Here is a 26,850-nt window from a genome sequence, read left to right as displayed (position 1 = left end):
CACATCGGGGCACAGCACAACCAAGTGGCCTGTCGCTACGGCGAGTCCCTATGAGGCTTTACTAGCGTCACCCCAGTGGACCAGTTGACACCTGGCGTCTATGAGCACCTGCTTACGGAGGCACTGAACGGTCGACTGGCCGGCACGGACTCCGACCTCGTCTCGCTCGGTGAGCTCGACCCGGTCGACGCGCACGAGACGCTGACCCGCCACATCACCGAGCTGGCGTCTCGAGCCCTGCGGATCGCCGGCGGCAGTGACCGGGCTACGGTCAGCCGACAGGTCGCGCTGGCCAACGACATCGTCAAGGCCATCACCGCACTGGCGCCGGACGCGGCCGCGCCCGAGGACTCCGTTATTGAGCCACCGCGCACGCTGCTCGCCATCGCCCAGCCCTCCCCCACGCCCGGGCCGGCGACCTTTCCCGAGCGACCGGCCGTCCCGATGTCCACCAGCGCCCTGCTGGTCAACGGCCGCGGTCAGCCACGCATCGGCTTCGAGGTCGCCCGCGAGCTCGCCTCTGCCGATTCCGTCGACCTGCTGTGCGCCTTCATCAAGTGGCAGGGCCTGCGGGTCATCGAGAAGCAGCTCGGCGAGCTGCGCGAGCGCGGCGGCCGGCTGCGCGTCATCACCACCACGTACATGGGCGCCACCGACCAGCGCGCGCTCGATCGCCTAGTCGAGCTGGGCGCCGAGGTGAAGGTCTCCTACGAGACCCGGACGACCCGGCTGCACGCCAAGGCCTGGCTGTTCCGCCGCGCCACCGGCCTGTCGACGGCGTACGTCGGCTCGTCGAACCTCTCCCGCACCGCTCTGACCGACGGTCTCGAGTGGAACGTCCGGCTGTCCAACGTCGAGCAGGCGCACCTGCTCACGACGTTCGCCGAGACCTTCGACAGCTACTGGCTCGACCCGTCGTTCGAGACCTACGAGCCGCACCGCGACGGCGACCGGCTCCGCGAGGCACTGGCTGCCGAGCGCGGCGGCCCCTCTGACCTGCCCATCGAGATCACCACGCTCGACGTCCGGCCCTTCGGCTACCAGCGAGAGGTCCTCGAGGCGCTCGACGCCGAGCGGACTGTCCACAACCGGTGGCGGAACCTCGTGGTGATGGCGACCGGCACGGGCAAGACGGTCGTCTCCGCGCTGGACTACCGGCGCCTCCGCGAGAGCGGCATGGTCGACCGGCTGCTGTTCGTCGCCCACCGCGAGGAGCTGTTGACCCAGAGCCTGTCCACGTTCCGGCACGTGCTGCGGCAGGGCGATTTCGGCGAGCTGTTCGTCGGCGGCCAGCGGCCCCGCGAGTGGCGGCACGTATTCGGCTCCGTGCAGTCGCTCAACCAGCTCGACCTCGACGAGCTCGACCCCGCGCACTTCGACGTCGTCATCGTCGACGAGTTCCACCACGCCGAGGCGGCCACCTACCGGCGGCTGCTCGAGCACCTGAAGCCCACCGTCCTGCTCGGGCTGACCGCAACGCCCGAGCGGACCGACGGCGCCGACGTGCGCACCTGGTTCGACGGACGCACAGCCGTCGAGCTGCGGCTGTGGGAGGCGCTTGACCAGGGTCTGCTCGCCCCGTTCCAGTACTTCGGCATCCATGACGACGTCGCGCTCGACCAGCTGCGGTGGAAGCGCGGCCGCGGGTACGACACCACCGAGCTGACCAACGTCTACACCGGCGACGACCACCGCGTCCGGCTCGTCCTGCAGGCGGTGAAGGACAAGGTCGAGGACCCCGGCCGGATGCGAGCCCTCGGGTTCTGCGTCAGCGTCCAGCACGCGCAGTACATGGCCGACCGGTTCACTGCCGCCGGCATCCCGAGCCGCGCGGTGACGTCGACGTCGTCTCGCGAAGAGCGGGCCGCCGCACTGGCCGCGCTGCGCGACCGCATGGTCAACGTCCTGTTCACCGTCGACCTCTTCAACGAGGGTCTCGACATCCCGACCGTCGACACCGTGCTGTTCCTGCGCCCCACGGAGAGCGCGACGGTCTTCCTCCAGCAACTGGGCCGTGGCCTGCGCCTGGCCGAGGACAAGGCCTGCCTGACCGTCCTCGACTTCATCGGCGCCCAGCACAGGGAGTTCCGCTTCGACCTGCGCTTCCGCGCACTGACCGGCAGCTCGCGGCGAGGCGTGCAGCGGGACGTCGAGCAGGGCTTCCCGACCCTGCCGGCCGGGTGCCACATCGAGCTCGACCGCGTGGCGCAGCGGATCGTTTTGGACAACATCAAGCAGTCGCTGAGCGTGTCGTGGAAGGGGCTGGTCAGCGAGGCCAAGCGCGAAGAGTCCCCGTCGCTGGTCGACTTCCTCGAGGAGACGGGCGTCGAGCTCGAGGACCTCTACCGCGGAAGCGGCCGCAGTTGGCTGGACCTCAAGCGGGCAGCCGGTTGGGTGGAATACTCACCCGGACCGGACGACGCCGCGCTGGCTGCTGCGCTCGGGCGGATGTTGCACGTGGACGACCTAGAGCGGCTGCGGTTTTGCCGGTCCTTACACCAGTCCGATGCAGGAGCGCAGAGCAGCGCTCGACTGCGGCGGCTGGCCGCGATGATGCACTTCTCGCTGTTCGGCTCGCGGACGCCGTTCAGCAGCCTTGAGGAATCGCTGGCGCGCCTGCTGGCCAACCAGGGGCGAATCGAGGAACTGATCGAACTGAGCGACGTCCTGCACAAGCGGATCCATCGGGTGGCCAGTCCGCTGAGCGAGGCCGGCGACCGTCCGCTGCACGTGCACGCGCGCTACAGCCGCGACGAGGCGCTGGCGGCCTTCGGACTCGAGGACCTCAACGGCACCTGGGGCTCCGGCGTGCGCTGGGTGCCCGGCGACCGTGCGGACGTATTCTTCGTGACCCTGCAGAAGACGGAGGCGCACTTCTCGCCCACCACGATGTACGCCGACCACGCGATCACGCCGACGCTGTTCCAGTGGGAGTCGCAGAACGCGACGGCCGAGCGATCAGCGACCGGGCAGCGCTACGTCAACCACCGGCAGATGGGCACGTCCGTGCACCTGTTCATCCGCGAGTCCAAGACGGTGGACGGCACGCTCGGCACGCCGCCCCACCTCTACGCCGGGCCGATGTCCTACGTGTCCCACACCGGGGAACGCCCGATGCGCATCCTCTGGCAACTGGACTACGCCCTGCCTGCGGACGTCTTCCACGCCGCCAAGGTGGCCTGAGCGTCGACCGAGCGTCAGACTCCTGCCGGAAGCGAGTTGAGACAGACGACCTCATTGAAGGACCTAGCCGTATTGCGAGCATGAACGGCCCACAGCCGTGTCCCCGCGCCGGCTTGTCCCTGGCATCAGTCAGACTGCTTGCGTGGCAGCTCCGGTGACATCCGCCGCCTCAGACACGGCCGAGATCCGTAAGGCTCGCGGCGCCTTCTTCACCCCTGAGCCGGTGGCGCAGCACATCACCGACTGGGCGGTCCGCTCCCCTACCGACCATGTGCTGGAGCCGTCATGCGGCGAAGCCGCGTTCCTCCTCGCCGCCGTCCACCGGTTCGGCCGCACGCCTGACCTGCAGCTCTTTCCCGACCTCGCGTTGATGCGTCCAGAGGGGAAGATCGTCCTCGATGGCATCGAACTGCATGAGCCATCGGCGCAGGCTGCCCAGCGGCTGCTCGATCAGGCCGGCGTCACGGCGCGGGTGCAGACGGCCGACTTCTTCACCATCCCGCCGACAGGCAAGTACGACGCGGTCATCGGCAACCCGCCATACGTCCGCTATCAGGACTTCAGCGGTGAAGCCCGGGCGCTGTCACGAGCTGCGGCGGCAGCCGCTGGCGTCAGCTTGACGGGCCTCGCGTCGTCCTGGGCCGCCTTCACGGTGCACTCAGCTCTGTTCCTCAAGCCAGGTGGCCGCCTTGGCCTGGTCCTGCCGGCGGAGCTACTTTCCGTTAACTACGCCGCCGATGTCCGCCGCTTCCTGCTGGAGCGCTTTCGGTCCATTGATCTCGTGCTTTTCAAGGAGCGCGTGTTTCCGGGCGTGTCCGCCGAGGTCGTGCTGCTGCTGGCTGATGGTTACGACCAGGGCCCGACGGATCATGCGCGGGTCACTGAACTTCAGAACGCCGCAGCACTGGGCCAGAAGCCGCACTGGCGTACCTTTCGGCCAAGGCGTGCCGCTGACAAGTGGACGCCGGCGCTCTTAGCCGGCGACGCCCTGACGGCCTACGCCAGCCTTATCGACGGCGCTAACTTCACCGAGTTGGAGACCTGGGGCGACACGACGCTCGGCATGGTCACCGGTAACAACAAATATTTCACAATGAGCCCGGCTCAGGCGGCCGAGCGCGGCCTATCGGCTAGCGACCTCATCGCCCTTTCACCTCCCGGATCACGACATCTGCGAAACCTTGCGCTGACTACACGAGACCTCGTTCAACTTGGCGCTGACGGGCAGTCCACGCTGCTGTTCCGACCGCAGGACGAGCCGTCTGCAGCAGCCTGGGCCTACATCGAGGCAGGCAAGGAAGCAGACGTGCACCTGGCCTATAAGTGCAAGGTGCGCGACCCCTGGTGGCGCGTGCCGTACGTGCCACCAGCCGACCTATTTCTGACCTACATGAACGCCGATACGCCGCGCCTGACAACGAATCAGGCAAAGGCGCACAACCTCAACTCGGTTCACGGCCTCTATCTCCGAGCACCGTTTCGTGCAGTGGGACGCAGCCTACTGCCGCTCGGCTCGCTGAACTCTGTCACACTAGTCGGCGCCGAGACCGTCGGCCGTTCCTACGGCGGCGGCTTGCTCAAGCTCGAGCCGCGTGAGGCCGATCTCTTGCCCGTGCCTCATCCTGACGTCCTTACTGCAGCAGCCATCCGACTAAAGGCCATCCGACCCAAGGTGGCCCGCCGGCTGCGCCTTGGACAGCTCAACGCGGCAGCCGCACTCGTCGATCACGTGCTGTTGGTCGGCGAACTTGGGATCCCTGTAAGTGACGTCGCCTCACTGCATGAGGAGCAGCAGGTTCTCCGCGCTCGCCGCATGGCACGTGGGGCGGAGGCCAAGCCGCTGCCGTGAGCGATGCGAAAAGCCTTAAGGCGCAAGCTTGGACCCTGTTCGACCGCATTGTGGAGCTGGCGGCTGCCAGCGAAGGGAGGACGACGGGCACTCCCTGGTTCCGCTATGCCGATGGTCGCCTGACCTACTGGCCGGACTACGCCGTCCTGCAGCAGCTGCTCGGCGTCCCCCTGCTGCTCAACGCGCCCTCGCAGTCGGGTGTGCCAGCTCTAGGGCTCGACGTCTGGACGTCCTATGAGCTTCGCCGTGCTGGATTTGAACCTGATCTCGTCTGGCCGCGGGCCACCCCGCCACGCATCCTGCCTAGCACCCTCGTGGCGCTCCGCCGAGAAGCGACTCGGGAGCAGTTGCGGGTGCTGGACAGCATGTTGCAGTCCGGCAAGACGTACAACAACGAGACTGGCGCCAGCGCCAACATTCTCGGCAAGAATTACGTCAAGCAGGTTGATGTTGTCATGTCCGCCTGGAACACCGGACCCGAGATCCTGATCTCCACCAAGCGGATGGACTCGTCCTTCGGCAAGAACGCCGCCAACCGTGTGGAGGAAAGCTACGGCGACGCAAAAAACCTGCGGAGCCGCCATCCTCAGGCGGCGCTTGGCTTCCTCTTCAGCTTGCGCTCGACCGCCCTGAAGCCGCAGTTCGAGGACGTCGCCGCTTGGATCGTTGACCTACTCGGAAAGCTTGGGCGCGAAGACGACGCTTATGACGCCGTCTGCCTCATCATCCCCGAATGGTCCGACGAGGTGGCCGAGCCGTCTGGCGACGATGGTGACGGCGAGGATCCGCTCGTGTCTGCCGGACTCACTAGTGCAAGGCTGCCTGAGGATGAGCCGTTGCCGCTAGAGCTGCCCGAAAGTGAAGTGGACCGCCAACTGCGTCAACTACCTGCGGTTGAATTGAACCGGAAAGCCGTTCCGTCAACTCTCTCGCCCGAGGTGTTTTTCGCTACGATCGTTAACCGCGTCCTGGACAATAGCCCGGTGAACTTCCACCGCGAGGCTCGCCGCCGACGGGCGAACCCTGCCTAATGCCACCTCGTCGCCGTCGCGAACGCCGCGTTTTTGCGCCGTTCGCAGACCTGCTTGCGGCCGTCGAGGAGCAGGCGATCACCCGCTTCTCGTCCATCGAAGCTCACTTTATTGCTGCCATGGGCGCGTTCGACACGGAGATCGCTCGTCCGGGCGGCCAGTGGACAAGCGGCGATAATCAGGGGAAGGGCAAGTTCTTCAACGAACTGACCGCAGCGTTGCTGCAGAACCTGACCGGGCAGCCCATTATTCAGCGGGGCAAGCGCCCCGGAGTCTTGCTTGACAACGTCGACGTCGACCTCTGCTTCCCACTAGACGGGGCACCGCTGGTCATTGCAGAAACTAAGATGCTAGGCACGCCACAGCATCCCCGAAATGAGACGTCGCAACATATCAGGGGTCGCAGGAGCACGGCTGATCTACCTAAGCGCATCCGCGAGATCGCCCTCAACGTAATCGACTTGAAGTTGGCCGCGCCCGCCGGCCGCGCCGAGCCAATCGGTGATATTGCTACCTGGATTCAGCGGCAGTCACCAGCCTTCTACGCGCTTTTTGGTCTACGTGTGGCCGACGATTACGATCACGAGCAGCTTGTTGCTCAAGCGCAGATGCTCAGCAACTCGTACGCCAATGGTGTCGGCCTAGTCCTATACCGGCCGACTGACATCTCTACGCCGGTCGGCCGCACGACCTACGCGCGGGTGCGCCCACCGCGCGGCTTAGCACTCGACGACGCTCTTGCACGAATGGCGCGGGAGATCACTGCTTCCACTAACAGGTGAGGGGCCTGAGCGATCAGGCCGATGAGTCTTCAGCGGTCATCAGATGCAGGACGCCGCGGCCGCGCTCCTTGGCGCCGTACATGGCCCGGTCCGCCAGCGAGAGGACCTCGTCAAGCGTCGTCCCGGGCGCAGCCATCGCCAGCCCGATGGAGGCCGAGACCCGCACGGTCCGCCGTCCCACCTCGACCTCGTCCACCAGGGCGGCGGCAAGCCCGTGCCCGATGGCCTCCGCCGTTGGCGCATCCACCCCGGGCAGGACCGCCACGAACTCGTCCCCGCCCAGCCGGCCGACCACGGCCCCCGGCAGCTCCCGCTCCACGTGCCGGCGCAGCCGGTCGGCGAGCCGGACGAGCAGCTGGTCCCCCACCGCGTGCCCGCCGCGGTCGTTGACCTCCTTGAACCGGTCGACGTCCACGAACAGCACCGCTCCCCCGACCGCCAGCGCCGCCCGGCCGGTATCGAGCAGGTGGCTGCGGTTGGCCAGCCCGGTCAGCGGGTCCTGCCGGGCCGACCGCAGCAGCGCCTGCCGCCAGCCGTCGGCCTTGGTCGCCACCGCGGTCAGCCGGTCCACCGTCTCCTGCAGCCGCACTGCCTTGTCGGCGTCCGCGTCCTCGGCCAGCCCCGCCGTCGACGAGGCCAGCGTCTCGAGCACCGTCTCCAGCGGCAGCCCGGCTGCCACCGCCTCCAGCGTCCGGCCCTGCGCGGCCAGCAGCTCGCCGTCCCACCGGTGCGCGGCCACCTGACGCCGCAGCGACAACACGCTGCGCACCAGCCGCACCTGGTTCTCCAGCAGCTCCTGCTCGGCCGACGAGAACGCCCGCGGCTCGTCGTCGAAGACGCCGAGCGAGCCGAGGACGAAGCCGTCCTCGTCGATCAGCGGCACCCCGAGGTAGGAGCGGATCGCGCCGGCCGCCACGGCCGGGTTGTCGCGGAAGACCGGGTGGTCGAGCGCGTCGGCCACCTGCAGCGGCGTCCGCAGCGCCACCACGTACGCGCAGAACGACAACTCGTCGGGCACGTGTGAGTACGGCGCGCCCGCGCCCCGCTCGGCCGGGAAGCACTGCTCGTCCGGGCCGACCAGGTTGATGACCGCGATCGGCGCCTCCACCGTCTCCGCCATGTACGCGACGACGGCGTCGAGGTCGGACACCCCGGCGTGCCCGCCCAGCCGGTAGCTGGCGATCGCGGCCAGCCGGGCCGCCTCGGCGACGGCCGCCCGCGGATCGGGCAGCGGGACGCCGGCCGGCGCGAAGTCGGGCAGGCGGGGCGTCGGGACGGCGGCGGTCACGCGCGGCGACGCTAGCGGCCGAGCGTCACCGACGGAACACGCTGCGGCACCGGGACACCTCGACGTCGAGGCGCCGAGCCGGCCCTCCCCGATGGTGGCCTCGAGCTCGGCGGGACCGCGCCCTCCTGCGGCCCCAGGGCCGTCCGCCTCTGTCGCCGCACAACCCGTCGTCGCGACGCTCCGGGTCCCACCCGGATCGGGAGGTCGGCACCGTGTACGTCACCCAGGGTCTGCACCGCCACGTCCAGCAGCGCGCGGACGAGATCGCCACCGTCTGCGCCGGCCGCACCCGGACCCACGCCGAGTCCGTCGACCGGATCGCCCGCCTGGCCGCCGCTCTCCAGCAGCTCGGGATCCGGGACGGCGAGCGCGCGGCCGTCCTGTCCCTGAACTCCGACCGCTACCACGAGTTCCTCGGCGCGACGCTGTGGGCCGGGGGCGTCGTCGTCCCGGTCAACATCCGGTGGAGCGTCCCCGAGATCGCCGACTCCCTCGCCGAGGTCGACGCCCGGGTCCTCGTCGTCGACGACGTCTTCGCCGCGTACACCGAGCCGATCCGGGCGGCCCACCCGCGCCTGGAGCACCTCGTGCACGCCGGCGACGGCCCGACCCCCGACGGCATGCTCGCATTCGAGGAGCTCGTGGGAGCGCACGAGCCGATCGAGGACGTCCGCCGCGGGGGTGACGCCCTCGCCGGCGTCTTCTACACCGGCGGCACCACCGGCCGGTCGAAGGGCGTCATGCTCAGCCACGACAACCTGCTGACGTCGTCCATGGGCGGGCTGGCCACCGACCACTTCCCGCCCGGCCGGGTGGGCCTGCACTCCGCGCCGATGTTCCACCTCGCCGCCTTCTCCAACTGGGTCGGCGCCGTCGTGGTCGGCGGGACGCAGGTGATGATCCCGGTGTTCGACCCGGTCGCCGTGCTGACCGCCGTCCAGGAGCACGGCGTCACCGACGTGCTGCTGGTCCCCACGATGATCCAGCTCGTGGTCGACCACCCGCGGGTCGACGAGTTCGACCTGACCAGCGTCCGCCGGGTGATGTACGGCGCCTCCCCCATGTCCGACGCCCTGCTCGGCCGGACGATGAAGGCGCTGCCCAACGCCCGGTTCATGCAGGCCTACGGCATGACCGAGCTCGCCCCGGCGGCCACCGTGCTCACCCCCGACGACCACCAGGACCCCGCGCACCGGCGCTCCGTCGGGCGCGCCGCGCCGCACGCCGAGGTGCGCGTCGTCGGCCCGGACGACGTCGAGCTGCCCCGCCGCGAGGTCGGGGAGATCGTGGTCCGCGGCGGCCACGTGATGCTCGGCTACTGGGACCGGCCGGAGGAGACCGCCGAGGCGCTGCGCGGCGGCTGGATGCACACCGGCGACGCCGGCTGGATGGACGACGAGGGCTACCTGTACCTCACCGACCGCATCAAGGACATGATCATCTCCGGCGGGGAGAACGTGTACTCGGTCGAGGTGGAGAGCGTCCTCGCCCAGCACCCGGCGGTGGCCACCTGCGCGGTCATCGGCGTCCCCGACGAGACCTGGGGCGAGCGGGTGCACGCCGTCGTCGTCCCGGCGGCCGGCGCCACCGTCACCCTCGAGGAGCTGCGGGCCTTCTGCGCCGCCCGGCTCGCCGGGTACAAGACGCCGCGGTCGATGGACGTCGTCGACGCGCTGCCGCTCTCCCCCGTCGGCAAGGTGCTCAAGCGCGAGTTGCGCCGGCCCTACTGGGCCGGGCAGGAGCGCGCCGTCCACTGACGTGGACCGGCCCGGGGAGGCTGCCCGACGGCTGGGCCATTGCCTCGCGCACCGAGCGTCGACAGGCTGAGCCGTGACGCCGCAGGGGCGTCCCCACCAGGTCAGGAGAGCGGCGCATGCACGCACGGTCCACGAGCATCCGCGGCAACACGGCCGGCATCGACGCCGCCATCGCCTACGTGCGCGACGACGTCCTGCCGACGGTCCAGAACACCGACGGCTGCGTCGGCCTCTCCATGCTCGCCGACCGCGCCAGCGGCCGCTGCATCGTCGCGACCGCCTGGAGGGACGAGCAGGCCATGCGCGCCACCGCGGCCGAGGACCGCACCGTCCAGCACCGCCTGCTGCACACCCTCGGCGGCGGGCACGCCGACGTCCGGGAGTGGGACATCGCGGTCCTCCACCGGGACCGTCCGGCCGGGGACGGCGCCGGCGCGCAGGTCACCTGGGCCCGCATCGCGCCGAACCACCTCGACGACCTGCTCGACGCCTACCGGCACAACCTGCTGCCCAAGCTGCAGGAGCTGCCCGGCTTCTGCAGCGTCAGCATGCTGGTCGACCGGCGCCTCGGCCGGACGGTCAGCGTCACCAGCTTCGAGGACCGCGACGCCGCGGGGCTGGTGCGCCGGCACGCCCGGTCCCTGCGCGAGCAGTTCGCGCAGGCCCTGGGCGCCAAGATCGTGGACGTCGCCGAGATGGACCTCGTCCTCGCCCACCTGCACGTCCCCGAGGCGGTGTGAGCGGTCTCAGTCCTTGGCGGACCGGCGCATCGACCACATCTGCGCCGGGCGCTCGAACTGGGTGGCGACCTCCCAGCTCACCGCGCCGTTGACGACCTCCCTGCGGAAGTTGCCCACGGCCACGCGGGCGAGCTCCGGGTCGGCGGCGACGCGGCGGGCGAGCTCGAGGGCGCGGTCCTCGACGGCGGCGTCGTCGACCGACTCCCACGCCAGGCCCAGCTCCACGGCCTTGGTGCCGTTGATCTCCTCGCCGAACAGCGCCATCGCCGCAGCGGCCTCGCGGCCGATCAGCCGGGACAGGATGACGAAGTGCCCGCCGCCGGGGTGCAGGCCGCGCTTGAGGAAGCCGGCGAGGAGCCGGGCGTCGTCCGCGACGATCCGCAGGTCGGCCGCCAGCAGCATGTTCATCCCGGCACCGACGGCGGACCCGCGGACGGCCGCGATCGTCGGCACCTTCACCTGGCCCAGCCGGTAGAAGGAGTCGTAGATGCGGCCCATGCCCTCGTAGGCGTCGGGCGCGGCCGGGTCCTTGCCGGCGTTCGTCAGGGTCGCGACGTCGCCGCCCGCGCAGAACGACTTGCCCACCGCCCGGACGACGAGCGCCCCGACCTCCGGCTTGGCATCGACCTCGTCGAACACGTCGATCAGCTCGCCGGCCATCTGCGGCGTCAGCGCGTTGCGGCGGTCGGGCGCGTTGAGCGTCACCACCGCCACGCCGCCGTCGACCTCGAGCAGGACCTCGGCGTCAGCCACGAGTGCACCTCCGGATCGGGGCCCGCGGGCCCGGGGGACCATCCGCAGGCATCAGACCACGACGCCGTGTTGCCGCCCTGCGCGGGCCGGTCCCACACTCGGCTTCCCACCTCCGGAGCCTTCGCATGCCCGCCCGCCGCGTCACTGCCGTCGCCTTTGTCGCGCTGATGGCTGCGGGCTGCACCGGCGTCGAGGGCGACCCCAGCCCCGCGCCGACGACGTTCACCGAGCTCCTCGCCACCGCCGACCTCGACGCCGTCGCGCCCGCCGGCGTGGATGTCCTCGACCTGGCGGCCGGTCCGGACGGCGCCCTCGTCCTCCTCGCTGACAGCGCCGACCCGTCGGTCACCTACCTGGCGCCTGTCGGTGAGGACGGCGTCGGCGCGGTCCAACGGCTGGACGGCCCCGGCGAGCAGCTGTTCGTGGGACCCGACGGCGCCGTCCTCGTCCTCGGCCCGGGCCGGCTGACCACCGTGGGCGGCGGCACCGTCGAGCTGGGCGTCGACGGGGACACCGCCGCCCTCTCCCCCGACGGCCGCCGTCTGTACGTCACCGGCGGAGGTCGGCTGGCCGCGCTCGACCCGGCAACCGGCGAGGTGCAGGCAACCACCGACCTCGACCCCGGCCTCACGGTCAAGACCCTCGCCGCCGGACCCGACGGGCCGGTCGCGCTCATGAGCGACGCCCGCGCGCTCGACCTGGCCGACGTCGCCGTCCTGAGCACCTGGGCCGAGGACCTGGGACAGGCGGAGCTCGTCGAGCTGGCCTCCGACCGCCCGGCCAGCATCCCGTCCGCGCTGCGCCTGACCGACGACGGCGACGCGGTCGTCACGCTCACCGTCCACGGCGACGACCCGTTCCGCGTGACGGTCGTCGAGGACGGCGAGGTGACCGCCGCGCACCCCATCCCCGGCACCGACCGCGCCCCGGCCGACCTGGCCCTCTCCCCCGACGGGCGGGTCGCCTACCTGGCGGTGGCCGGGTTCGAGGTGGAGTCCGGCCTGGTCACGCTCGACCTGTCCAGCGGCGAGCAGCTCGCGGCCGGCCGGCTGTGCGAGGGGCAGGGCACCTTCGGCCGGGTGGCGCTCACCGGCGAGCGGCTGACCGTCATCGGCGCGTGCGTCGGAGGGGACAACTCGTCGACCACCGCGTTCGTGCTCGGGTAGCCGTTCGGGTGGGTTGTCCCCAGGGTGCGATCCGGAGCGGTGCTGTTCTGGTTATCGTCCGCGATCGTGCAGAACCCCGGCACCGGACGGACGAGCCTCATCGCGGTGGTCCTCGGCGCGGCGCTGCTGCTGCCCGCCTGCTCAGTTCCTGACGACGAGGCGCCGAGCACGAGCCTGCCGACGACGTCGGCGCCGGCGAGCACCACCGAGGCGCTGCCCGTGGTGGGTCCGGCCGACTTCCCGGTGCCGCCCGAGGCCCGCACCCAGGACGCCGCCGGCGCCGAGGCCTTCCTCCGCTACTGGATCGACCTGCTGAACCGGCAGCGCGCCATCCCGGCCGGGCAACCACTGCGCGACCTCGGTCCCGAGTGCGATGAGTGCCGGCGCATCGCCAACAACTATGACGAGGCGGCTGCCGCGGGAAATAGATATGTGGGTGGCGAGGTCTCGCTAGTCGACGTGCCTCCCGTGATGCTCGACGGGACAAGTGCTGAGTTCAGCTTCAGTGCCCGGCGGGAGCCTGTTTCGCTCGTGGACAGCTCCGGCGTTGTCCTTGAGGCTCAGCCTGATCTGGCACCAAGGCTTTTCTCGGGTCTCGGGCTTGAGTGGTCGGAGTCGACGCGGTCCTGGACCGTCACAGGCTTTCAACTCGGATGAGACGACTGCGCTGGGGCGTCGTTCTGGTCGGCATCGCGCTTCTGCTGGTCACAACAACACCCAAGACGAATGCGCTGGCATGCTCGTTCGACTCGTGCGGGTCGACTGGGCTCGATGGCGGATCAGCGATGGTCGAGTACGCCGGGGGCGGGGTCGGTGAGCTAGTGAGCGGCGGCGGGCCTGCGGCCATCGACTACGTCTGGCGCCTGGTCCAGCCGTGCGTCCTGTCCGACGAAGAAGCAGGGTCGTGTACAGGCGTTGATTTCCAGGCCTGCCCCGCCGAACTGGGCCAAGTGGTGCGATGGCTCGCCGTGCAACAGCGCCCGGTGGTCCGCTCGGACGGAAGCGCAGTGGTGGAAGTGCCACCCGGCGCGCAGCCCGGCGATCTGCTCGGGCGGTGGACCACCGTCCGCACAGCGTGCATCGACATCACGGCGCTCAACCCGCCGCCGTCGCCGGAGGAGGTGTTCGCCTACTTCCAGCGGCTGCCGCTGCCGCAGCTGACCACCTCGCACGCGCCGCCGGGACGGGGCCTGGCCGGGCTGCCGGTCGTCTTCTGGACCGACGCCCCGATCACCCAGACCTTCACCGTCGACGTCCGCGGCTACGCCGTCGTCATCGTCGCTGAGGCGCAGCGCTACACCTGGCGCACCGGCGACCCCGCCGCGCCCACGCTGACCACGACCGTCCCCGGCGGCGCCTATCCCGAGCAGGCCACCGAGCACCTCTACCGCTCGGGCACGTACACCGCGTCGCTCACCGTCACCTGGGGCGCCACGTTCACCGTCGACGGCAGCGCGCCGGCCGACGTCCCCGGCACCACCACGACCGACGGGCCGCCGGTGACGTTCGACGTCGTCGAGGCCGCCGCCGTCCTCACGAACCCCTACGACTGACCAGCTCGTCGGACAGCCGCCGCGGCCTTTCGCGCGCGAAGGGCTCGCGCGTCCGGCCGCGTCGCGACTGCTTGTCGCGCCTGTGGGGCCCGGTCACACTCTGCCGGCATGCGCCCCAGCCCCGGGCTCGTGCTCGCCGCTCTCGTGCTGACCGGCTGTGGCGGGGCGATCGCGGGTACGGCGATCCCGGGGCCGACGACGGTGTCGCTGGCCGACGTCGCGGGCGCGGACGCCGAGGTGCTCGACGTGGCCGCCACCGCCGACGGCCGGTCGGTCGCGCTGCTGGCGCCGCCCGGCGGTCCGCTCACCCTCGCCGACGTCGCCGCCGACGGCACCGTCACCGTCGTCCCGCTCCGCGGCCTCGACTCCGAGCGGCCCGGCCTCACCCGCATCGCCGCGGACGGCGAGGGCGTGGTGGTCGTCGGGTTCGCCGCCGGGCGCGTGGCCCTCGTCGAGGCGGACCTGCGGCGCGCCGACGCGCCGGAGCCGGTCGGCACGCTCGGTGCCGCCGACGTCTCGGCGCTCGACGCGGTCGTCATCGACGGCGTGCTGCTCCTCGCGCTCAGCGGCATCGACGGCGCGCACCGGCTGGTCGCCGTCGACCCCGAGAGCGGCGTCGTCCGCGACGAGGTCGCGCTGCCCGGCACGCCGCGCGACCTGCACGTCTCGGGGGACGGCATGGTCGTCGTCGCCACGGACACCGGGCGCAGCGCCTCCGTCGTCATCGTCGACGCCGCGCTGCAGATCATCGGCGAGGTGCCGACCGGCCCGGGTGCCGCCGGCCCGCTGACCGTCGTCGACGGCGACGTGTACGCGACCGTCGGCGGGTCCGGCGACGTCTCCATCACCCGCGGCTCCGAGGTGCTGGCCACCGTGCCCGGTGACCTGCCGGCGCTGGTGACGGTCGACGGGGACAGGGCCACGCTCGTCGACACCGTGGCCGACGGCGAGGTGCCGCGGGTGCTGCAGCGCAGCGTCGACCTGGCGGCGGGCGAGGTGGTCGCCGAGGTGGAGCTGTGCGACGGCGGCGCGGTCGACGGGTCCGACGTCGACGGGTCCGGCCGCGCCTCGGTCGTCAGCGACTGCCGCGGCGAGCCGGTGCTCTGGCGGTTCGGCTAGGCCGGCGGCTTCCAGCCAGGGTCGCGGCCGGTGACGCCGAGCAGCCGGTCGAGCGCCGGGGCGTCGGCGGGCACCGGCACGACCGGGCCGTACAGGTCCGGCGGGCGGTCGTCGCCGAAGGACTCGGCGAACGCGCGGCAGGTGTCGGCGTCCGCGTCGGCGACCTCGTAGCGCTGACCGGTGGCGGCGGCGAGGTCCCAGCCGTGGACGACGACCTCGTCGAGCGCGACGACGGCCGCCACCTCCCCCGGCATGTCCACCCCGCCGGCCGCCGTCATGCCCTCGTGCGCCGCGGGATCCCGCCAGGCCGCGGCCAGCGCGTCGAGCTGCGCGGGGACGAAGGTGCGCCAGTCGGCGGGCAGGTGCGCGGGGTCAGTGGAGGCGGTGCCGTCGACGGGCGTCTTCTCCGCGGCCATGCGGAAGGCGTAGGCGAGCCCGGCGAGGTGGCCGAGCAGCCCGGCCACGGTCGTCCCGTCGCACGGGGTGGGGGCGGTGAGCTGGTCGTCGCGGATCCCGGCCACGACCCCCGCCGTGGCGGCCGCTGCGGGTCCCAGGTCGATCGTCATGCCAGGGCAGACCGCCGCCGTCCCCGGGAATGAGCGGTGCGGCGGGTACGACCGACTCCCCGGCGCGCGTCCTCCCGCTTCGGCCGCGCCGAGCCGCGGACGGAGTTGAATGGGCCCGTGTCGGTCGGACCGGACGCGGCTGCTCTCGTGCTCCCGAGCGCGGGGCCCGACCCGATCCCGCTGGCCACCGCACTGGCCGCCGTCCTCGGGTACGCGCGCGGCCGTCGTCCGCTGTTCTTCCGCTCCCCCAGCGTGCCGCAGGGCCGGTGGGTGCAGGTGCTCGCCTACGCCTTCGACCGCTTCGACGGGCAGCCGCCCGCGACCGGCGACGGCCCCACCGACCGCGACGTCCTGCTCGCCGAGGGCCTGCACGGCCGGCTCGACCCGGCGGGGTGGCGGGAGGTGCGCGGCCGGCTCGACGACGTCTGGCCGGACTACGCCGCGGCGCTCGCGCGGGCGAACGGGCGACCGCTGTGGGAGCTGCCCGCCGACGAGTTCTCGGTGCTGATGGAACCGGGCACGGTCGGGGCGTCGCTCCGGTCGGTGGCGGAGGGGCCGGGGGCGCGGCACGTCGTCGCCGCGCTGCACCACCGCTCCCCCGCGCTGATACCACTGACCGACGGGCACACCCGCCGTCAGCTGTGGGGCCACCTGCGCGAGGGCGACAGCGGAGCCGCGGCGATCGTCCACCGCGAGCTCACCGCCAACGCCGGCGCGTTCGCCGCACTGGAGGCGGCGACGGCGCGGCTGCTCGGCCGGCCGCTCGGCCGGGTGCGGCTGCACGACGTCCTGCTGTGGCTGTCCGGCTCGCTGCGGATGACCCACGCGGTCGCCGTCGGCCGCGCGATCGCCGCCGACTCCGAGCAGGGCCTGGAGGCACTGCTCCCGGCGTGACCGTCGGACGCGTCGGGCAGGGTGCCGTGCGTGCTCACGCTCGATGACCTGCTGCGCCTCGTTGACGACCCCCGCGCGGTGGACGACCTCGTCGCCTACTACGAGCCGGGTCGCCCGCCGCGCCGGATGCCGACCTACTCCGGCAGCCGGTTCGAGTTCCTCGCCGGCGGTGGCGACCGGCCCGACACCGCCGACCGGATCACCTACGAGGACCTGGTGGCGGTGACGATGTTGGAGGTCGACGTCCCCGGCGACGTCGCGCTCGCGCTGCTGGAGGGCGACCTCGGCCTGTCCGTCTCGGACCACCTGTCGCACATGCCCACCGACGTCGCGATCAGCGATCCGCGGGCCGTCGAGCTGTTCGCGACCGCGTCCCACGCCCGCGTCGTCTGGGACCTGCTGGAGGAACCACACGGCATGGGCTGGGTGATCACGGGCAAGCTGCTGGCCCGCAAGCGACCGAGGCTCATCCCCGTGTACGACCGCGTGGTCCGGTGCGCGTTCGGGCGGCCGGCCGGTGTGTGGAACTGGTTGCTCGGCCTCTTCGCGGAGGACGGCGGGGTGCTGGGCGAGCGCCTCAGCGCGGCCCGGGAGGCGTCGGGCATCCCGTCGGGCGTGACCGACCTGCGCACCCTCGACGTCATCACCTGGATGCGGCACCACCGCGAGCACACGCAGACGAACTGCGCCGGCCTCCGGTTGCCGCCGACGCAGCAGCGGCGGGCGACCGCCGTGACGGCACCCGGCCTCCGCGCCGACGCCCCGACTCTGGACGCGCTCCCCGATCTCGGGGTCGCGGCCGACGAGATCACCGCCGGACAGGACGCGGACCGCTCGGCCAGGTGAGACGGCCGCGCCTCTTCCCAGCCAGTTGATCATCGGCTGCGTGCACGCGACACGCGCTGACACGCCGGCGTGAGCGGCACGCGGACGATGATCGACTGCAGCACCGGCGCGCCGTTCCGCATGAGGGCCGGCCTGCCGATACGAGTAGGGAACGGGCGCGACCATGCCCCCGGAACGAGAGGACCGCATGCACCCCCGCACCCGGCTCCAGACGGTCATGGCCGCTCCCCTCACCACCGGGAACCTGCTGGCCGACTGCGAGCGCTGGTGCCGCGACGTCCTCCCGCCCCGGGGAAGCGGTCCCGCCGCCGTCCCCGCCCCGCGCCTCGTTCCGGCCGAACGACGGAGCGCACCCGAGCGGGTGGAGCGGCGCCGCGTCCCGGTCACCGGCGCCGCGGTGCGGGCCATCGCCCGGACGCTCACCGAGGCGGCCGCGGCCTCCCGCGAGGCGCAGGCCGGCGCTGCCTGACCGGCGGTACGACGTCTGCCCGGGGAAGGTGCGCGGTCGCCCAGCGAGGCGGCGGAGACCGGCCGAGGCGCCGCGACGGGCTCCAGCCGACGTCCTGACAACCGTCCGGTCGCGGTTTCGTCAACCCGAGCCCGCTGTCGCTCCCGGACGGAGCCGGGCCGTCTTCCTAGCCTCCTACGTGACCGTCACCTCACTAGGAGTGATCATGCGCATCCGCAGCACCGTTGCTGCCGCCGTCCTGGCGGCCGGCTTCTCCGTCGTCCTCTCCGGCACCGCGTCCGCGGCCCCGGACCGCGACTGCCCCGACTTCGCGTCCCAGGCCGAGGCTCAGGCCGCCTTCGACGCCGTCCCCGGTGACCCCGAGCGTCTCGACGACGACAACGACGGCATCGCCTGCGAGAGCTACGCCTACGCCGCCACCGGCGCGGGTGCGCCGGCCGCCGTCACCCCGGCTCCCGCGACCAGCGGCGGTCAGGTCGCCACCCGCCCGGCCGGCGCCGTGGCCGCCGGTGACGGCAGCTCGTCCGACGAGGGCAGCAGCCTGCCGTTCGTCCTCGGTGGCGTCGCATTCGTCGCCGCCGGTGGGGCCGCCGTCGCCGCGCGCCGCACCGCCCGCACCCGGGCCTGACTCCGTCAGTGCCGCACCGCGCAGCGGCCGCTCCCGCCGAGGCCTCCGAGGCCTGGGCGGGAGCGGCCGCTGCGCTGTTGGTGGTCGGCGCACTGACGACGGGGCTCTCGGCCCAGCAGGGCGACGGCGGCACGCACCGCGTCTCCGCGGCGCCGGTCACCGTGTCGGAGGCCGCGTCCTCGTCGCCCGGCGGGCGGGTGCTCCACCTCGACCTCCCCGTGCGTCCGATCCCGGCCGACGCGCGCAGGCTGGTGCTGCCGCCGTCCGAGCCGACCCGCGTCTCCATCCCCGCCCTCGACATGACCTCCCGGCTCATGGACCTGGGACTGGAACGCGACGGGACCATGGAGGTCCCGCCGGGCGCCTACCCGGCCGGCTGGTACGACGGGTCGCCGACGCCGGGCGAGCTCGGCCCGGCGATCCTCGCTGCTCATGTCGACTGGGCCGGCGAACCGGGCGCGTTCTCCGGCATCGACGAGCTCCTGCCCGGCGACGAGGTCGTCGTCGACCGGGCCGACGGGACCTCCGCCGTCTTCACCGTCGACCGCGTCGAGGAGCACCCGAAGGACGAGTTCCCGACCGACGAGGTCTACGGCGACACCGACCATGCCGGACTGCGGTTGATCACCTGCGGCGGCGCGTTCGACGAGGAGTCGGGCGACTACCTCGACAACGTCGTCGTCTTCGCCCGGCTCACCGACTGGGGTCCCTGACGCGCCTACCGCGGGACGGGCGTCCAGTCGGTCGTCGCGCGCAGCGGGTGCTTGAGGACCTTCCCGCCGGCGTTGCGCGGCAGCGGCGCGTCGAGGACCTTCACGAACTGCGGCACCTTGAAGTCCGCCAGCCGTTCGCGCGCGAACGGCGCCAGGGAGGCGACCAGGTCCTCGGCCGAGACGCCGGCACGGGGCTGGACCACCGCGCCGACCTTCTCCCCCATCACCGGGTCGGGCACGCCCACCACGGCCACCTCGACGACGTCCGGGTGCTCGGCCAGCGCGTTCTCCACCTCGACCGAGTACACGTTCTCGCCGCCGCGGTTGATCATGTCCTTCGCGCGGTCGACGATCCGCACCATCCCGTCGGTCACCCGCGCCATGTCGCCGGTGCGCAGCCACCCGTTCCTGAACGTCTCCGCCGTCCGCGCGGGGTCGCCCCAGTAGCCGGCGACGACGTTCGGCCCGCGCACCAGCAGCTCGCCCACGCCGGTGTCCGGGTCGGGCCGGTCCACCCGGACGTCGTCCACCGGCACCGCGAAGCCGACCGAGTCGGCGTGCTCGAGCGCGAACTCGTGCGGCAGGTAGGTCGCCAGCGCCGCGGTCTCGGTCAGCCCGAAGCCGTTGCCGACTCGCGCGTTCGGGAACGCCGCCATCAGCCGGTGCACCAGCTCCGGCGCGATCGGCGCCCCGCCGTAGCTGAGCACCCGCACGCCGCTGACGTCGGTCGAGGCGAACGAGGGGTGCCGCAGCAGCAGCTCGAAGATCGTCGGCACGCTGGTCAGCAGGCTGACACCGAACGCCGGGATCGCCTCCAGCACCGCGGCCGGGCTGAACCGCGGCATCACGACGACGGTGTTGCCGATCGCCGTCTGCCCGAGCAGCTGCGAGTTGCACCCGGTGACGTGGAACAGCGGCACCGAGATCAGCGACGTCTCGCCGCCCTCGCGCGACAGCCCGAGCACGCGGCGCATGTTCTCCGCGGCGGTCGCGAAGTTCTCGTGCGTCGTCATCGCGCCCTTGGGCCGGCCGGTCGTGCCGGACGTGTAGAACAGCGCGGCGACGTCGGTGGGCGCGGCGTCGTGCGGCTCGACGGGCTCCCCGGCCGGCAGCGGAGCACCCGGCTCCACCACGTAGGCGGCACCGCAGTCGTCGAGGACGAACCGCGCCTCGGGCTCCGACAGCCGGGTGTTCAGCGGCACGACGACGCCGCCGGCCAGCTGCGTCCCCCAGAACGCGAGCACCCAGTCCAGGCCGTTGCCGATGCGCAGCGCCACCCGGTCGCCGACCCCGACGCCTGCGGCGCGCAGCCCGCCGGCCACGACCCGGGCGCGCTCCTCCAGCTCGGCGTACGTCACCGACGGCCCGCCCGGCTCGACGACGGCGGTGCGGCCGGGGACCCGGGCGGCGGTGGCGGACAGCAGCGCGGGCAGGGTGGGCGCCAGGCCGGTGTAGCGGCGGATGCCGTCGGGGCCGGTCTCGATGCCGGTGCTGTCGAAGACGGTCGAGCTCACGTGCGCCGATCGTCCTCCTGTGAGCGCGGCCACCCGGGTGTCGCCCGGACCCGGGCCGGGCACCGGCGACCCGTGACCGGCACCGCGCGATCCACCGCCCGCCCGATGCCCGGCATCCCGCCCGCGCCCGAGGACTCCGGCGTCGACCCGGACCGCACCGAGGTCCCGCGCCCCGGCGCCGTCCGCGTGGACAGCCTGCGCTGGGGCGCCGGCGAGGACTCGGCGGTCACCGAGCGCGACGACCTCGGCTACGCCGACCTGCGCACCTACGCCGCCATCGGCGACGGCCGCACCCTCGCCCTGGTCGCCCGCGACGGCCGGATCGACTGGCTGCCGCTGCCGGAGATGGACGGCCCGCCGGTGTTCGGCGCGCTGCTGGACACCGACAACGGCGGCTGCCTGGAGCTGTGCCCCGACGGCGAGCTCACCGTCAGCCGCGGCTACGCCGGCGACACGAACGTCCTGCGGACGACGTTCAGCACGCCCACCGGCCGGGTCCGCGTCACCGACGCGCTGACCACCGTCGTCGCCGGGCGGCTGCCGTGGTCGGAGCTGGCCCGCCGCGGGCTCGAGGGCACGGTGCGCATGCGCGCCGCCGTGCGCCCCGGCACCTGCCTGAACACCGTGGCCCGTGGGTGCACGAGACCGCGCACGGACCGGTGCTGCGCGTCGCCGGGCTCACCCTCGCCGTCCGCACGACGAGCGCCGACGACGTCACCGCCGACAACCGCCGACACCACCCCGGGAGACGACCGATGACCTCCTCCGCCGACGACCCGTACCGGCTGGCCCGCTTCGTGGAGGCGCAGACCGACACGTACGCGCAGGCGCTCACCGAGCTGCGCACCGGGCACAAGACCAGCCACTGGATGTGGTTCGTCTTCCCGCAGGTCGCCGGCCTCGGCCGCAGCGCGACGGCGCAGCGGTTCGCGATCTCCGGCCTCGACGAGGCCCGCGCCTACCTCGCCCACCCGGTGCTCGGCCCGCGGCTGGTCGAGTCCGCGCAGGCGCTCACCGAGCTGCCCGGCTCCGACGCCGCCGCGGTGCTCGGGCCGGTCGACGCGGTGAAGCTGCGCTCGTCGATGACGCTGTTCGCGCACGCCGACCCCGGGCAGCCGGTGTTCCGCGCCGTCCTGGAGCAGTACTTCGGCGGCGAGGAGGACGACGCGACGACGTCCCGGCTGTAGTCCCGCGCGCAGTCGTGCCCTGCCTGCAGGTGTGTGCAGAGCACGGGTCAGCGAGGCAGAGGTCGGTCAGGCGGTCAGCTCGTCGACGTCGACGACGTCGAGCAGCGCCTGCAGGCCCGGCTGGCCGGTGAGGTCGAGCGGCCGCAGCTCCTTGGCCTTGACGTCGACCAGCAGCTCCGCGGCGGTGTCCCGGGCGATCGTGGAGGCGTCCGCCGTGGACCACTGCACGCCGGTGAGGGCGGCGCGGGTCCAGTGGCCGGCGAGCAGGCAGTCGAGCCGGGGGCGGCCGTAGGCGTCGGTGCCCGCGGCGCGCAGCGCGACCACCCGGGCCGAGCGGATCGCGGGCGCGACCGCGAGCGCCTCCTTGAGCGTCACCAGCACGTGCCCCATCACGGCCTCGGTGTAGAGCCGCGCCCGCTCGCCCTTGGGCAGCTTGCGCAGGCTGAGGTTGCCCGCCTGGGTGGTGGCCGGCATGCGCTCGGGGACGACGGTCTCCGGCGGCGCGAGGACGACCAGGGCCACCTCGTCGCCGTCGACACCGAGAGGTGCCGCGGCGGCCTCGTTGTCCTCGAACGCCTCGGCGAGTGCGGCGATCACCGTGTCCGGGTCGTTGGTGGACAGCGCCCACCACCACTCGTCGAGACGGGCCTGCAGGTCGGCCTGCTGCCGCTGCGCCTCCTGCCACAGGGCCGCGATCTCGGCCTCCGCAGCGACGTCCGCCTGCCGGCGTGCCGCCTCCTTCGCGGCCCGCTGGAACAGGCCGAGGCCGGCGGTCGCCGCCTCGCGGTGCCGTGCGCGGACGGCGTCGACGTCGGGCTCGGGGGCCGGCGGCGCGACCGGGTGCCGCGTCCGGTCGAACTCGGCGCGGTGCACGCTCAGCAACTCCGCGAACATCGCCGCCAGTCGCCGGGCCTCCTCCTCCTTCGCCGCCTCCTCGGCCGCCCTCGCCGCGGCCGCGAGCTGCCGCTGGTACGCGGCCGGTGAGGGACGGCCGGCCGTCGAGCGTCTGCGGCTGCCGCCTCCCGCCGACGTGGAGTAGGTGAACGGCCCGGCGCCGGTGGAGAAGGACGTGCGCCCCCCTCCCACGTGCACGCGCGCCGCTCTCGGCCCGATGCTGGTCCGCACGCCCCGGCTGGAGGCGCGCACCCGGACACCCGGCGCCAGCTTGACCGAGAAGCTCAGTCCCATGTCCCACCTGTCGTCGTCCGTGGACCGTTCCGTTCCGGATGCCATCACGGGGACGGGACGGAACCGGGCAGGGGACGACCGCGTCGTCACCGGGTGGGACGGGTGGGACCGGAGTGCCGGTCCGCAGGAGGCGCGGCCCCAGGCGGCACAGGAGTTGCGGGTCACCCCGGTCCGCCGGGCGGTGGGAGGCGCGGTCGGCGAGAGTTGATCGTGTGAGCGACGACCAGGGATCCGGCTACGTCAGCAGCGGCCAGGAGTACACGCGGGACACCAACTACATCACCGACCGGATCACCGCCGACGGCTCGAGCCCCTGGCCGGCCGAGCCGGGCCGCTACCGGCTGGTCATCGCCCGCGCCTGCCCCTGGGCCAACCGCGCCGCGATCGTGCGCCGGTTGCTGGGGCTGGAGCCGGCGTTCTCGATGGGCATCTGCGGGCCCACGCACGACGAGCGCAGCTGGACCTTCGACCTCGACCCGGGCGGGCGCGACCCGGTGCTCGGCTACGAGCGGCTGCAGGAGGCGTTCTTCGCCCGCGACCCGGAGTACCCGCGCGGGATCACGGTGCCGGCGATGGTCGACGTCCCGACCAAGGCCGTCGTCACCAACGACTTCATGCAGATGACGCTCGACTTCTCCACGCAGTGGACGGCCCACCACCGCGACGGCGCCCCCGACCTCTACCCCGAGCACCTGCGGGACGAGATGGACGAGGTGATGCAGCGCGTCTACACCGAGGTCAACAACGGCGTGTACCGCTGCGGGTTCGCGGGCTCGCAGCGCGCCTACGACAAGGCCTACGAGCGGCTGTGGACGGCGCTGGACTGGCTCGAGGAGCGGCTGACGACGCGGCGCTACCTCATGGGCGACACCATCACCGAGGCCGACGTCCGGCTGTTCACCACGCTGGCCCGCTTCGACGCCGTCTACCACGGCCACTTCAAGTGCAACCGGCAGAAGCTGACCGAGATGCCGGCGCTGTGGGGCTACGCGCGCGACCTGTTCCAGACGCCGGGGTTCGGCGACACCACCGACTTCCCGCAGATCAAGGAGCACTACTACGTCGTCCACGCGGACATCAACCCGACGCAGGTCATCCCGATGGGGCCGGACACGTCGAACTGGCTGACCCCGCACGGGCGCGAGGAGCTCGGCGGCGCCCCCTTCGGCGACGGGACCCCGCCCGGGCCCGTGGCCGCCGGCGAGGAGGTGCCGGCGTCGCACGGTCCCGGCGGCATCGGGCACCGGCCCGACGACGAGCGCCCGCCCCGGCCCTAGCGGCCGGTCACGGACGGGCCGGCGCGGGCCCGGAGGTCGGGGTCAGCAGCCCCCGCCGCCGCCGTCGCCGGCGCAGCCGCCGTCGAAGCCGCCGCCCGCGTCCGTGCCGGCGATGAACCCACCGGCGGTGACGACGCCGGGGCCGTGCGCCCGACCGGTGCGCCCCCCGACGGTGCCACGGCTCTCGGCTCCTGCTCGGGAGCGCTGCATCGCGTAGGCCATGAGGAAGACGGCTGCCACCACGACGGCGAGCACGGCCAGGGCTGTCATGCGTGAACTGTGGACCGGCGCGGCCCGCGGCGCCAGCTCTCGCCGCAGGAGCTCATCCGGTCAGTCCCCGCCGCCGCCTCCGCCGCCGCCGTCTCCCCCGCCGCCGCCGGAGTCGCCGCCCCAGCCGCCGCCGTCGTGGTGGCCGTGGTGTCCGCCGCCGGAGTCACCGCTCCAGCTGCCGCCGTCGCCGTACCAGCCTCCGCCGTCACCGCCGGAGCGCCGGCCGCCACCCCGCCGAGCGGCGCGTACGGCGGCCGTGAACATCGCGGTGAAGACGAGCAGGACCAGGGCGATCACGATCCACGGGAGCACGAGCGGCACCGTGCCGGACAGGTCGACCGAGCGCCAGTGATCTCCGCGCCTCAGCTCGCCGCGCGGACCTCGACCCGCTCCACCTCGGCCGCACACCGGGCCGTCGCCGCGGCGGTGGCGAGGGTGTCCCGGTCGAGCCACTCGAGCAGGAAGCGGGACCCGTACACGTCGACGACCGTGGCGCGGTCCGGCAGCGGGCGCAGCACACACGGAGTCGTCATGACGTCATGACTAGCACACGGACATGTCGTGCACATGGCTGTTCGGCGTCCCGCGGATGTCACGGTCGGATCGGTCGACGGGGGCGGGGCGCGGGCGTCGCCACCGCCCCCGTCGTCCGGAGTGTCGGGCGGGGAGGTCAGGGGTGCCGCGACCGCTCGGTGCGCGGAACCCCCAGCCCCGATACCTCCCCGCCCGGTGGCCCCGGCCCAGCGGTGGGCCAGGTCGGGGTCACGCCCGGGAAGGCAGCGCCCAGTCGGCGGTGCGGTGCGGGAGGGTCCCCGACCTCGGCCGGCGGCTGGTGCGCGCCTGGCAGGGAGGTCAGTCGGGAGAGAAGGACGGGTCGCGCAGGACGGCGGCGGCGACGGCGGGGGCCGACGCCGGTGCCGGGACGGTGCAGAGAGCGGTGGCCGGCACGCCCGACGGGCAGATCGCGGCCAGGGTGGTCAGCCAGGTGGAGGCCGACATGGTGGGCGCCGGGGGCGCGATCGGCCTCGGCTCGGGCGCCACCGGCGCCGTGGGCTCGGTGGGGAGGTCGTTCCCGCGCGGCGGGGCGGCGGGCCGGGGAGCGGCGGAGTGCTGCCGCTGCGTGGTCCTGGCCGTCGGGGCCGCGGTGGCCTCGTCGGCCGCGTCGCACTCGGCCCGCGGGGCGGTCAGTAGGACGGCCACGGTCGCCGGGGCGACGGCGAGCCCGGTGGCCCGCGCGGTCTGGGTGGTCGCGGTCCCGACCGCGGGGGCGGTCCCGGCGACCGGAGCTGAGGACGAGGTCGTGACCTGCGCGGTGGCGGTGCTGGCGGCCGCCGTGGCCACCGCCTCGGCGGCCGGCTCCGTCACCGGCGTGACGGCCTCCGCCACTGGGGCAGCGACCTCCGTCGCCGGCGCAACAGCCTCCGCCACCGCCACGGATTCGACAGCGGTCTCCACCACGGGCGCAACGACGGTCTCCACCACGGGCGCGACGGCTTGGACCGCAGGCGCGACAGCTTCGACCACCGGCACGAGCGGCTGCATCACCGACTCGATCACCGCGTCAACGACCGGACCGACCGCCCCGGTGACGACCTCGGCCACCGGAACGACGGGCGCGGTGACCGTGTCGACGACAGGAGCGACCGGATCGAGGACCGTCTCGAGGACGGGCGCGACCGGGTCGATCACGGTGCCGACCACCGGTGCGGCGACGTCCTCGACGACGGGAGCGACCGGTCCCAGGACCGGGGTGACGACGTCCTCGACAACGGGGACGAGCGGGTCGGTCACCGTCTCCACGATCGGCGCGGCTGGCTCCACGATCGGGCCAACCGGCTGTGTGATCGGCTCGACCACTGGTGCCACCGGCTCGACCACCGCGTCGACCACCGGAGCCACAGGACTGGCGACCGGCTCGACCACCGGCGGGACGACGTCGTCGACCACCGGCACGACCGGCTCGACCACCGGCGGGACCACCTCGACGACAGGAGCCACCGGTCCGGTGACCGTCTCGACCACCGGAGCCACCGGCTCCGTCACGGTCTCGGCCACCGGAGCCACCGGCTCCGTCACC

28 protein-coding genes are annotated in these 26,850 nt (G+C 72.8%); 19 read left to right on the top strand and 9 right to left on the bottom strand.

What is annotated here, in order from left to right:
• Positions 1-75: 75 nt before the first annotated feature.
• From ACFO3M_RS11620 to ACFO3M_RS11605, 4 genes are all read left to right on the top strand, one after another.
• Entirely contained in the window at positions 76-3,183 is a 3,108-nt protein-coding gene (locus ACFO3M_RS11620; protein ID WP_387988751.1) for a DEAD/DEAH box helicase, read from the top strand.
• A gap of 142 nt (positions 3,184-3,325) precedes the next feature.
• Positions 3,326-5,032 (top strand): Eco57I restriction-modification methylase domain-containing protein, encoded by a 1,707-nt coding sequence (locus ACFO3M_RS11615; RefSeq protein WP_387988750.1) that lies wholly within the window; start codon positions 3,326-3,328, stop codon positions 5,030-5,032.
• Entirely contained in the window at positions 5,029-6,063 is a 1,035-nt protein-coding gene (locus ACFO3M_RS11610) for a hypothetical protein (protein ID WP_387988749.1), read from the top strand. The genes ACFO3M_RS11615 and ACFO3M_RS11610 overlap by 4 nt, the downstream gene beginning before the upstream one ends.
• Positions 6,063-6,845 carry a hypothetical protein gene (locus ACFO3M_RS11605; protein ID WP_387988748.1) on the top strand — a complete coding sequence of 261 codons (783 nt, stop codon included), beginning with the start codon at positions 6,063-6,065 and terminating at the stop codon, positions 6,843-6,845. Before ACFO3M_RS11610 ends, ACFO3M_RS11605 begins: the two co-directional genes overlap by 1 nt.
• A gap of 13 nt (positions 6,846-6,858) precedes the next feature.
• Here ACFO3M_RS11605 and ACFO3M_RS11600 read toward each other — a convergent pair whose 3' ends face one another.
• Positions 6,859-8,133 (bottom strand): GGDEF domain-containing protein, encoded by a 1,275-nt coding sequence (locus ACFO3M_RS11600; RefSeq protein WP_387988747.1) that lies wholly within the window; start codon positions 8,131-8,133, stop codon positions 6,859-6,861.
• A gap of 212 nt (positions 8,134-8,345) precedes the next feature.
• Between ACFO3M_RS11600 and ACFO3M_RS11595 the strand changes: the two genes are divergently transcribed.
• Positions 8,346-9,890, top strand: coding sequence for an acyl-CoA synthetase (locus ACFO3M_RS11595; protein WP_387988746.1), 1,545 nt, complete (start codon positions 8,346-8,348; stop codon positions 9,888-9,890).
• Between the two features lie 116 nt (positions 9,891-10,006).
• Positions 10,007-10,630, top strand: a complete 624-nt coding sequence (locus tag ACFO3M_RS11590; RefSeq protein ID WP_387988745.1) for a hypothetical protein — start codon at positions 10,007-10,009, stop codon at positions 10,628-10,630.
• 6 nt (positions 10,631-10,636) lie between these two features.
• Here the strand turns inward: ACFO3M_RS11590 and ACFO3M_RS11585 are convergent, their stop codons facing one another.
• A complete protein-coding gene (locus ACFO3M_RS11585) occupies positions 10,637-11,383 on the bottom strand; it encodes an enoyl-CoA hydratase-related protein (RefSeq protein WP_387988744.1) in 747 nt (248 codons plus the stop codon).
• A gap of 125 nt (positions 11,384-11,508) precedes the next feature.
• Between ACFO3M_RS11585 and ACFO3M_RS11580 the strand changes: the two genes are divergently transcribed.
• The 4 genes from ACFO3M_RS11580 to ACFO3M_RS11565 all read left to right on the top strand — a co-directional run bounded on the left by ACFO3M_RS11580 (position 11,509) and on the right by ACFO3M_RS11565 (position 15,221).
• Entirely contained in the window at positions 11,509-12,549 is a 1,041-nt protein-coding gene (locus tag ACFO3M_RS11580) for an NHL repeat-containing protein (protein ID WP_387988743.1), read from the top strand.
• 66 nt (positions 12,550-12,615) lie between these two features.
• A complete protein-coding gene (locus tag ACFO3M_RS11575; protein WP_387988742.1) occupies positions 12,616-13,206 on the top strand; it encodes a hypothetical protein in 591 nt (196 codons plus the stop codon).
• Between the two features lie 353 nt (positions 13,207-13,559).
• The gene (locus tag ACFO3M_RS11570; protein ID WP_387988741.1) at positions 13,560-14,102 is read left to right on the top strand and encodes a hypothetical protein; all 543 of its coding nucleotides are present in this window, start codon (positions 13,560-13,562) and stop codon (positions 14,100-14,102) included.
• Positions 14,103-14,210: 108 nt separating this feature from the next.
• On the top strand, positions 14,211-15,221 hold the full coding sequence (locus ACFO3M_RS11565) for an NHL repeat-containing protein (RefSeq protein WP_387988740.1): 1,011 nt from the start codon (positions 14,211-14,213) through the stop codon (positions 15,219-15,221).
• On the opposite strand, the gene ACFO3M_RS11560 is transcribed toward ACFO3M_RS11565, so the two are convergent.
• On the bottom strand, positions 15,218-15,787 hold the full coding sequence (locus tag ACFO3M_RS11560; RefSeq protein WP_387988739.1) for a TIGR03086 family metal-binding protein: 570 nt from the start codon (positions 15,785-15,787) through the stop codon (positions 15,218-15,220). The genes ACFO3M_RS11565 and ACFO3M_RS11560 overlap by 4 nt on opposite strands.
• A gap of 117 nt (positions 15,788-15,904) precedes the next feature.
• Here ACFO3M_RS11560 and ACFO3M_RS11555 point away from each other — a divergent pair, with 117 nt between their 5' ends.
• From ACFO3M_RS11555 to ACFO3M_RS11535, 5 genes are all read left to right on the top strand, one after another.
• Entirely contained in the window at positions 15,905-16,681 is a 777-nt protein-coding gene (locus ACFO3M_RS11555) for a DUF6308 family protein (RefSeq protein ID WP_387988738.1), read from the top strand.
• Positions 16,682-16,711: 30 nt separating this feature from the next.
• Positions 16,712-17,527, top strand: coding sequence for a DUF6308 family protein (locus ACFO3M_RS11550; protein WP_387988737.1), 816 nt, complete (start codon positions 16,712-16,714; stop codon positions 17,525-17,527).
• 187 nt (positions 17,528-17,714) lie between these two features.
• Positions 17,715-17,996 carry a hypothetical protein gene (locus ACFO3M_RS11545; RefSeq protein ID WP_387988736.1) on the top strand — a complete coding sequence of 94 codons (282 nt, stop codon included), beginning with the start codon at positions 17,715-17,717 and terminating at the stop codon, positions 17,994-17,996.
• Between the two features lie 205 nt (positions 17,997-18,201).
• A complete protein-coding gene (locus ACFO3M_RS11540) occupies positions 18,202-18,624 on the top strand; it encodes an excalibur calcium-binding domain-containing protein (protein WP_387988735.1) in 423 nt (140 codons plus the stop codon).
• Between the two features lie 8 nt (positions 18,625-18,632).
• A complete protein-coding gene (locus ACFO3M_RS11535) occupies positions 18,633-19,337 on the top strand; it encodes a class F sortase (RefSeq protein ID WP_387988734.1) in 705 nt (234 codons plus the stop codon).
• 5 nt (positions 19,338-19,342) lie between these two features.
• Here ACFO3M_RS11535 and ACFO3M_RS11530 read toward each other — a convergent pair whose 3' ends face one another.
• On the bottom strand, positions 19,343-20,851 hold the full coding sequence (locus ACFO3M_RS11530; protein WP_387988733.1) for a class I adenylate-forming enzyme family protein: 1,509 nt from the start codon (positions 20,849-20,851) through the stop codon (positions 19,343-19,345).
• Positions 20,852-20,923: 72 nt separating this feature from the next.
• On the opposite strand from ACFO3M_RS11530, the gene ACFO3M_RS11525 reads away from it, so the two are divergent.
• Positions 20,924-21,610 carry a trehalase-like domain-containing protein gene (locus ACFO3M_RS11525; protein ID WP_387988732.1) on the top strand — a complete coding sequence of 229 codons (687 nt, stop codon included), beginning with the start codon at positions 20,924-20,926 and terminating at the stop codon, positions 21,608-21,610.
• Entirely contained in the window at positions 21,607-22,038 is a 432-nt protein-coding gene (locus tag ACFO3M_RS11520; RefSeq protein ID WP_387988731.1) for a DUF1810 domain-containing protein, read from the top strand. Before ACFO3M_RS11525 ends, ACFO3M_RS11520 begins: the two co-directional genes overlap by 4 nt.
• 66 nt (positions 22,039-22,104) lie before the next feature.
• Here ACFO3M_RS11520 and ACFO3M_RS11515 read toward each other — a convergent pair whose 3' ends face one another.
• Entirely contained in the window at positions 22,105-23,226 is a 1,122-nt protein-coding gene (locus tag ACFO3M_RS11515; RefSeq protein ID WP_387988730.1) for a DUF4236 domain-containing protein, read from the bottom strand.
• Between the two features lie 212 nt (positions 23,227-23,438).
• On the opposite strand from ACFO3M_RS11515, the gene ACFO3M_RS11510 reads away from it, so the two are divergent.
• Positions 23,439-24,503 carry a glutathione S-transferase family protein gene (locus ACFO3M_RS11510; RefSeq protein ID WP_387988729.1) on the top strand — a complete coding sequence of 355 codons (1,065 nt, stop codon included), beginning with the start codon at positions 23,439-23,441 and terminating at the stop codon, positions 24,501-24,503.
• Positions 24,504-24,545: 42 nt separating this feature from the next.
• On the opposite strand, the gene ACFO3M_RS11505 is transcribed toward ACFO3M_RS11510, so the two are convergent.
• From ACFO3M_RS11505 to ACFO3M_RS11490, 4 genes are all read right to left on the bottom strand, one after another.
• A complete protein-coding gene (locus tag ACFO3M_RS11505) occupies positions 24,546-24,773 on the bottom strand; it encodes a hypothetical protein (protein WP_387988728.1) in 228 nt (75 codons plus the stop codon).
• Positions 24,774-24,833: 60 nt separating this feature from the next.
• Complete coding sequence (locus tag ACFO3M_RS11500) at positions 24,834-25,085, bottom strand: hypothetical protein (protein WP_387988727.1); 252 nt, start codon at positions 25,083-25,085, stop codon at positions 24,834-24,836.
• 50 nt (positions 25,086-25,135) lie between these two features.
• A complete protein-coding gene (locus ACFO3M_RS11495; RefSeq protein WP_387988726.1) occupies positions 25,136-25,306 on the bottom strand; it encodes a hypothetical protein in 171 nt (56 codons plus the stop codon).
• Between the two features lie 319 nt (positions 25,307-25,625).
• Entirely contained in the window at positions 25,626-26,138 is a 513-nt protein-coding gene (locus ACFO3M_RS11490) for a hypothetical protein (RefSeq protein ID WP_387988725.1), read from the bottom strand.
• A gap of 129 nt (positions 26,139-26,267) precedes the next feature.
• Between ACFO3M_RS11490 and ACFO3M_RS11485 the strand changes: the two genes are divergently transcribed.
• The coding region (locus ACFO3M_RS11485; RefSeq protein ID WP_387988724.1) for a hypothetical protein at positions 26,268-26,850 on the top strand (583 nt) is incomplete at its 3' end.

The organism is Geodermatophilus arenarius (genome assembly GCF_042654585.1).
Classification (GTDB): Bacteria; Actinomycetota; Actinomycetes; order Mycobacteriales; family Geodermatophilaceae; genus Geodermatophilus; species Geodermatophilus arenarius.
The sequence above is the reverse complement of the archived record's forward strand: the minus strand, read 5'-3'. Positions and strand labels throughout refer to the sequence as shown.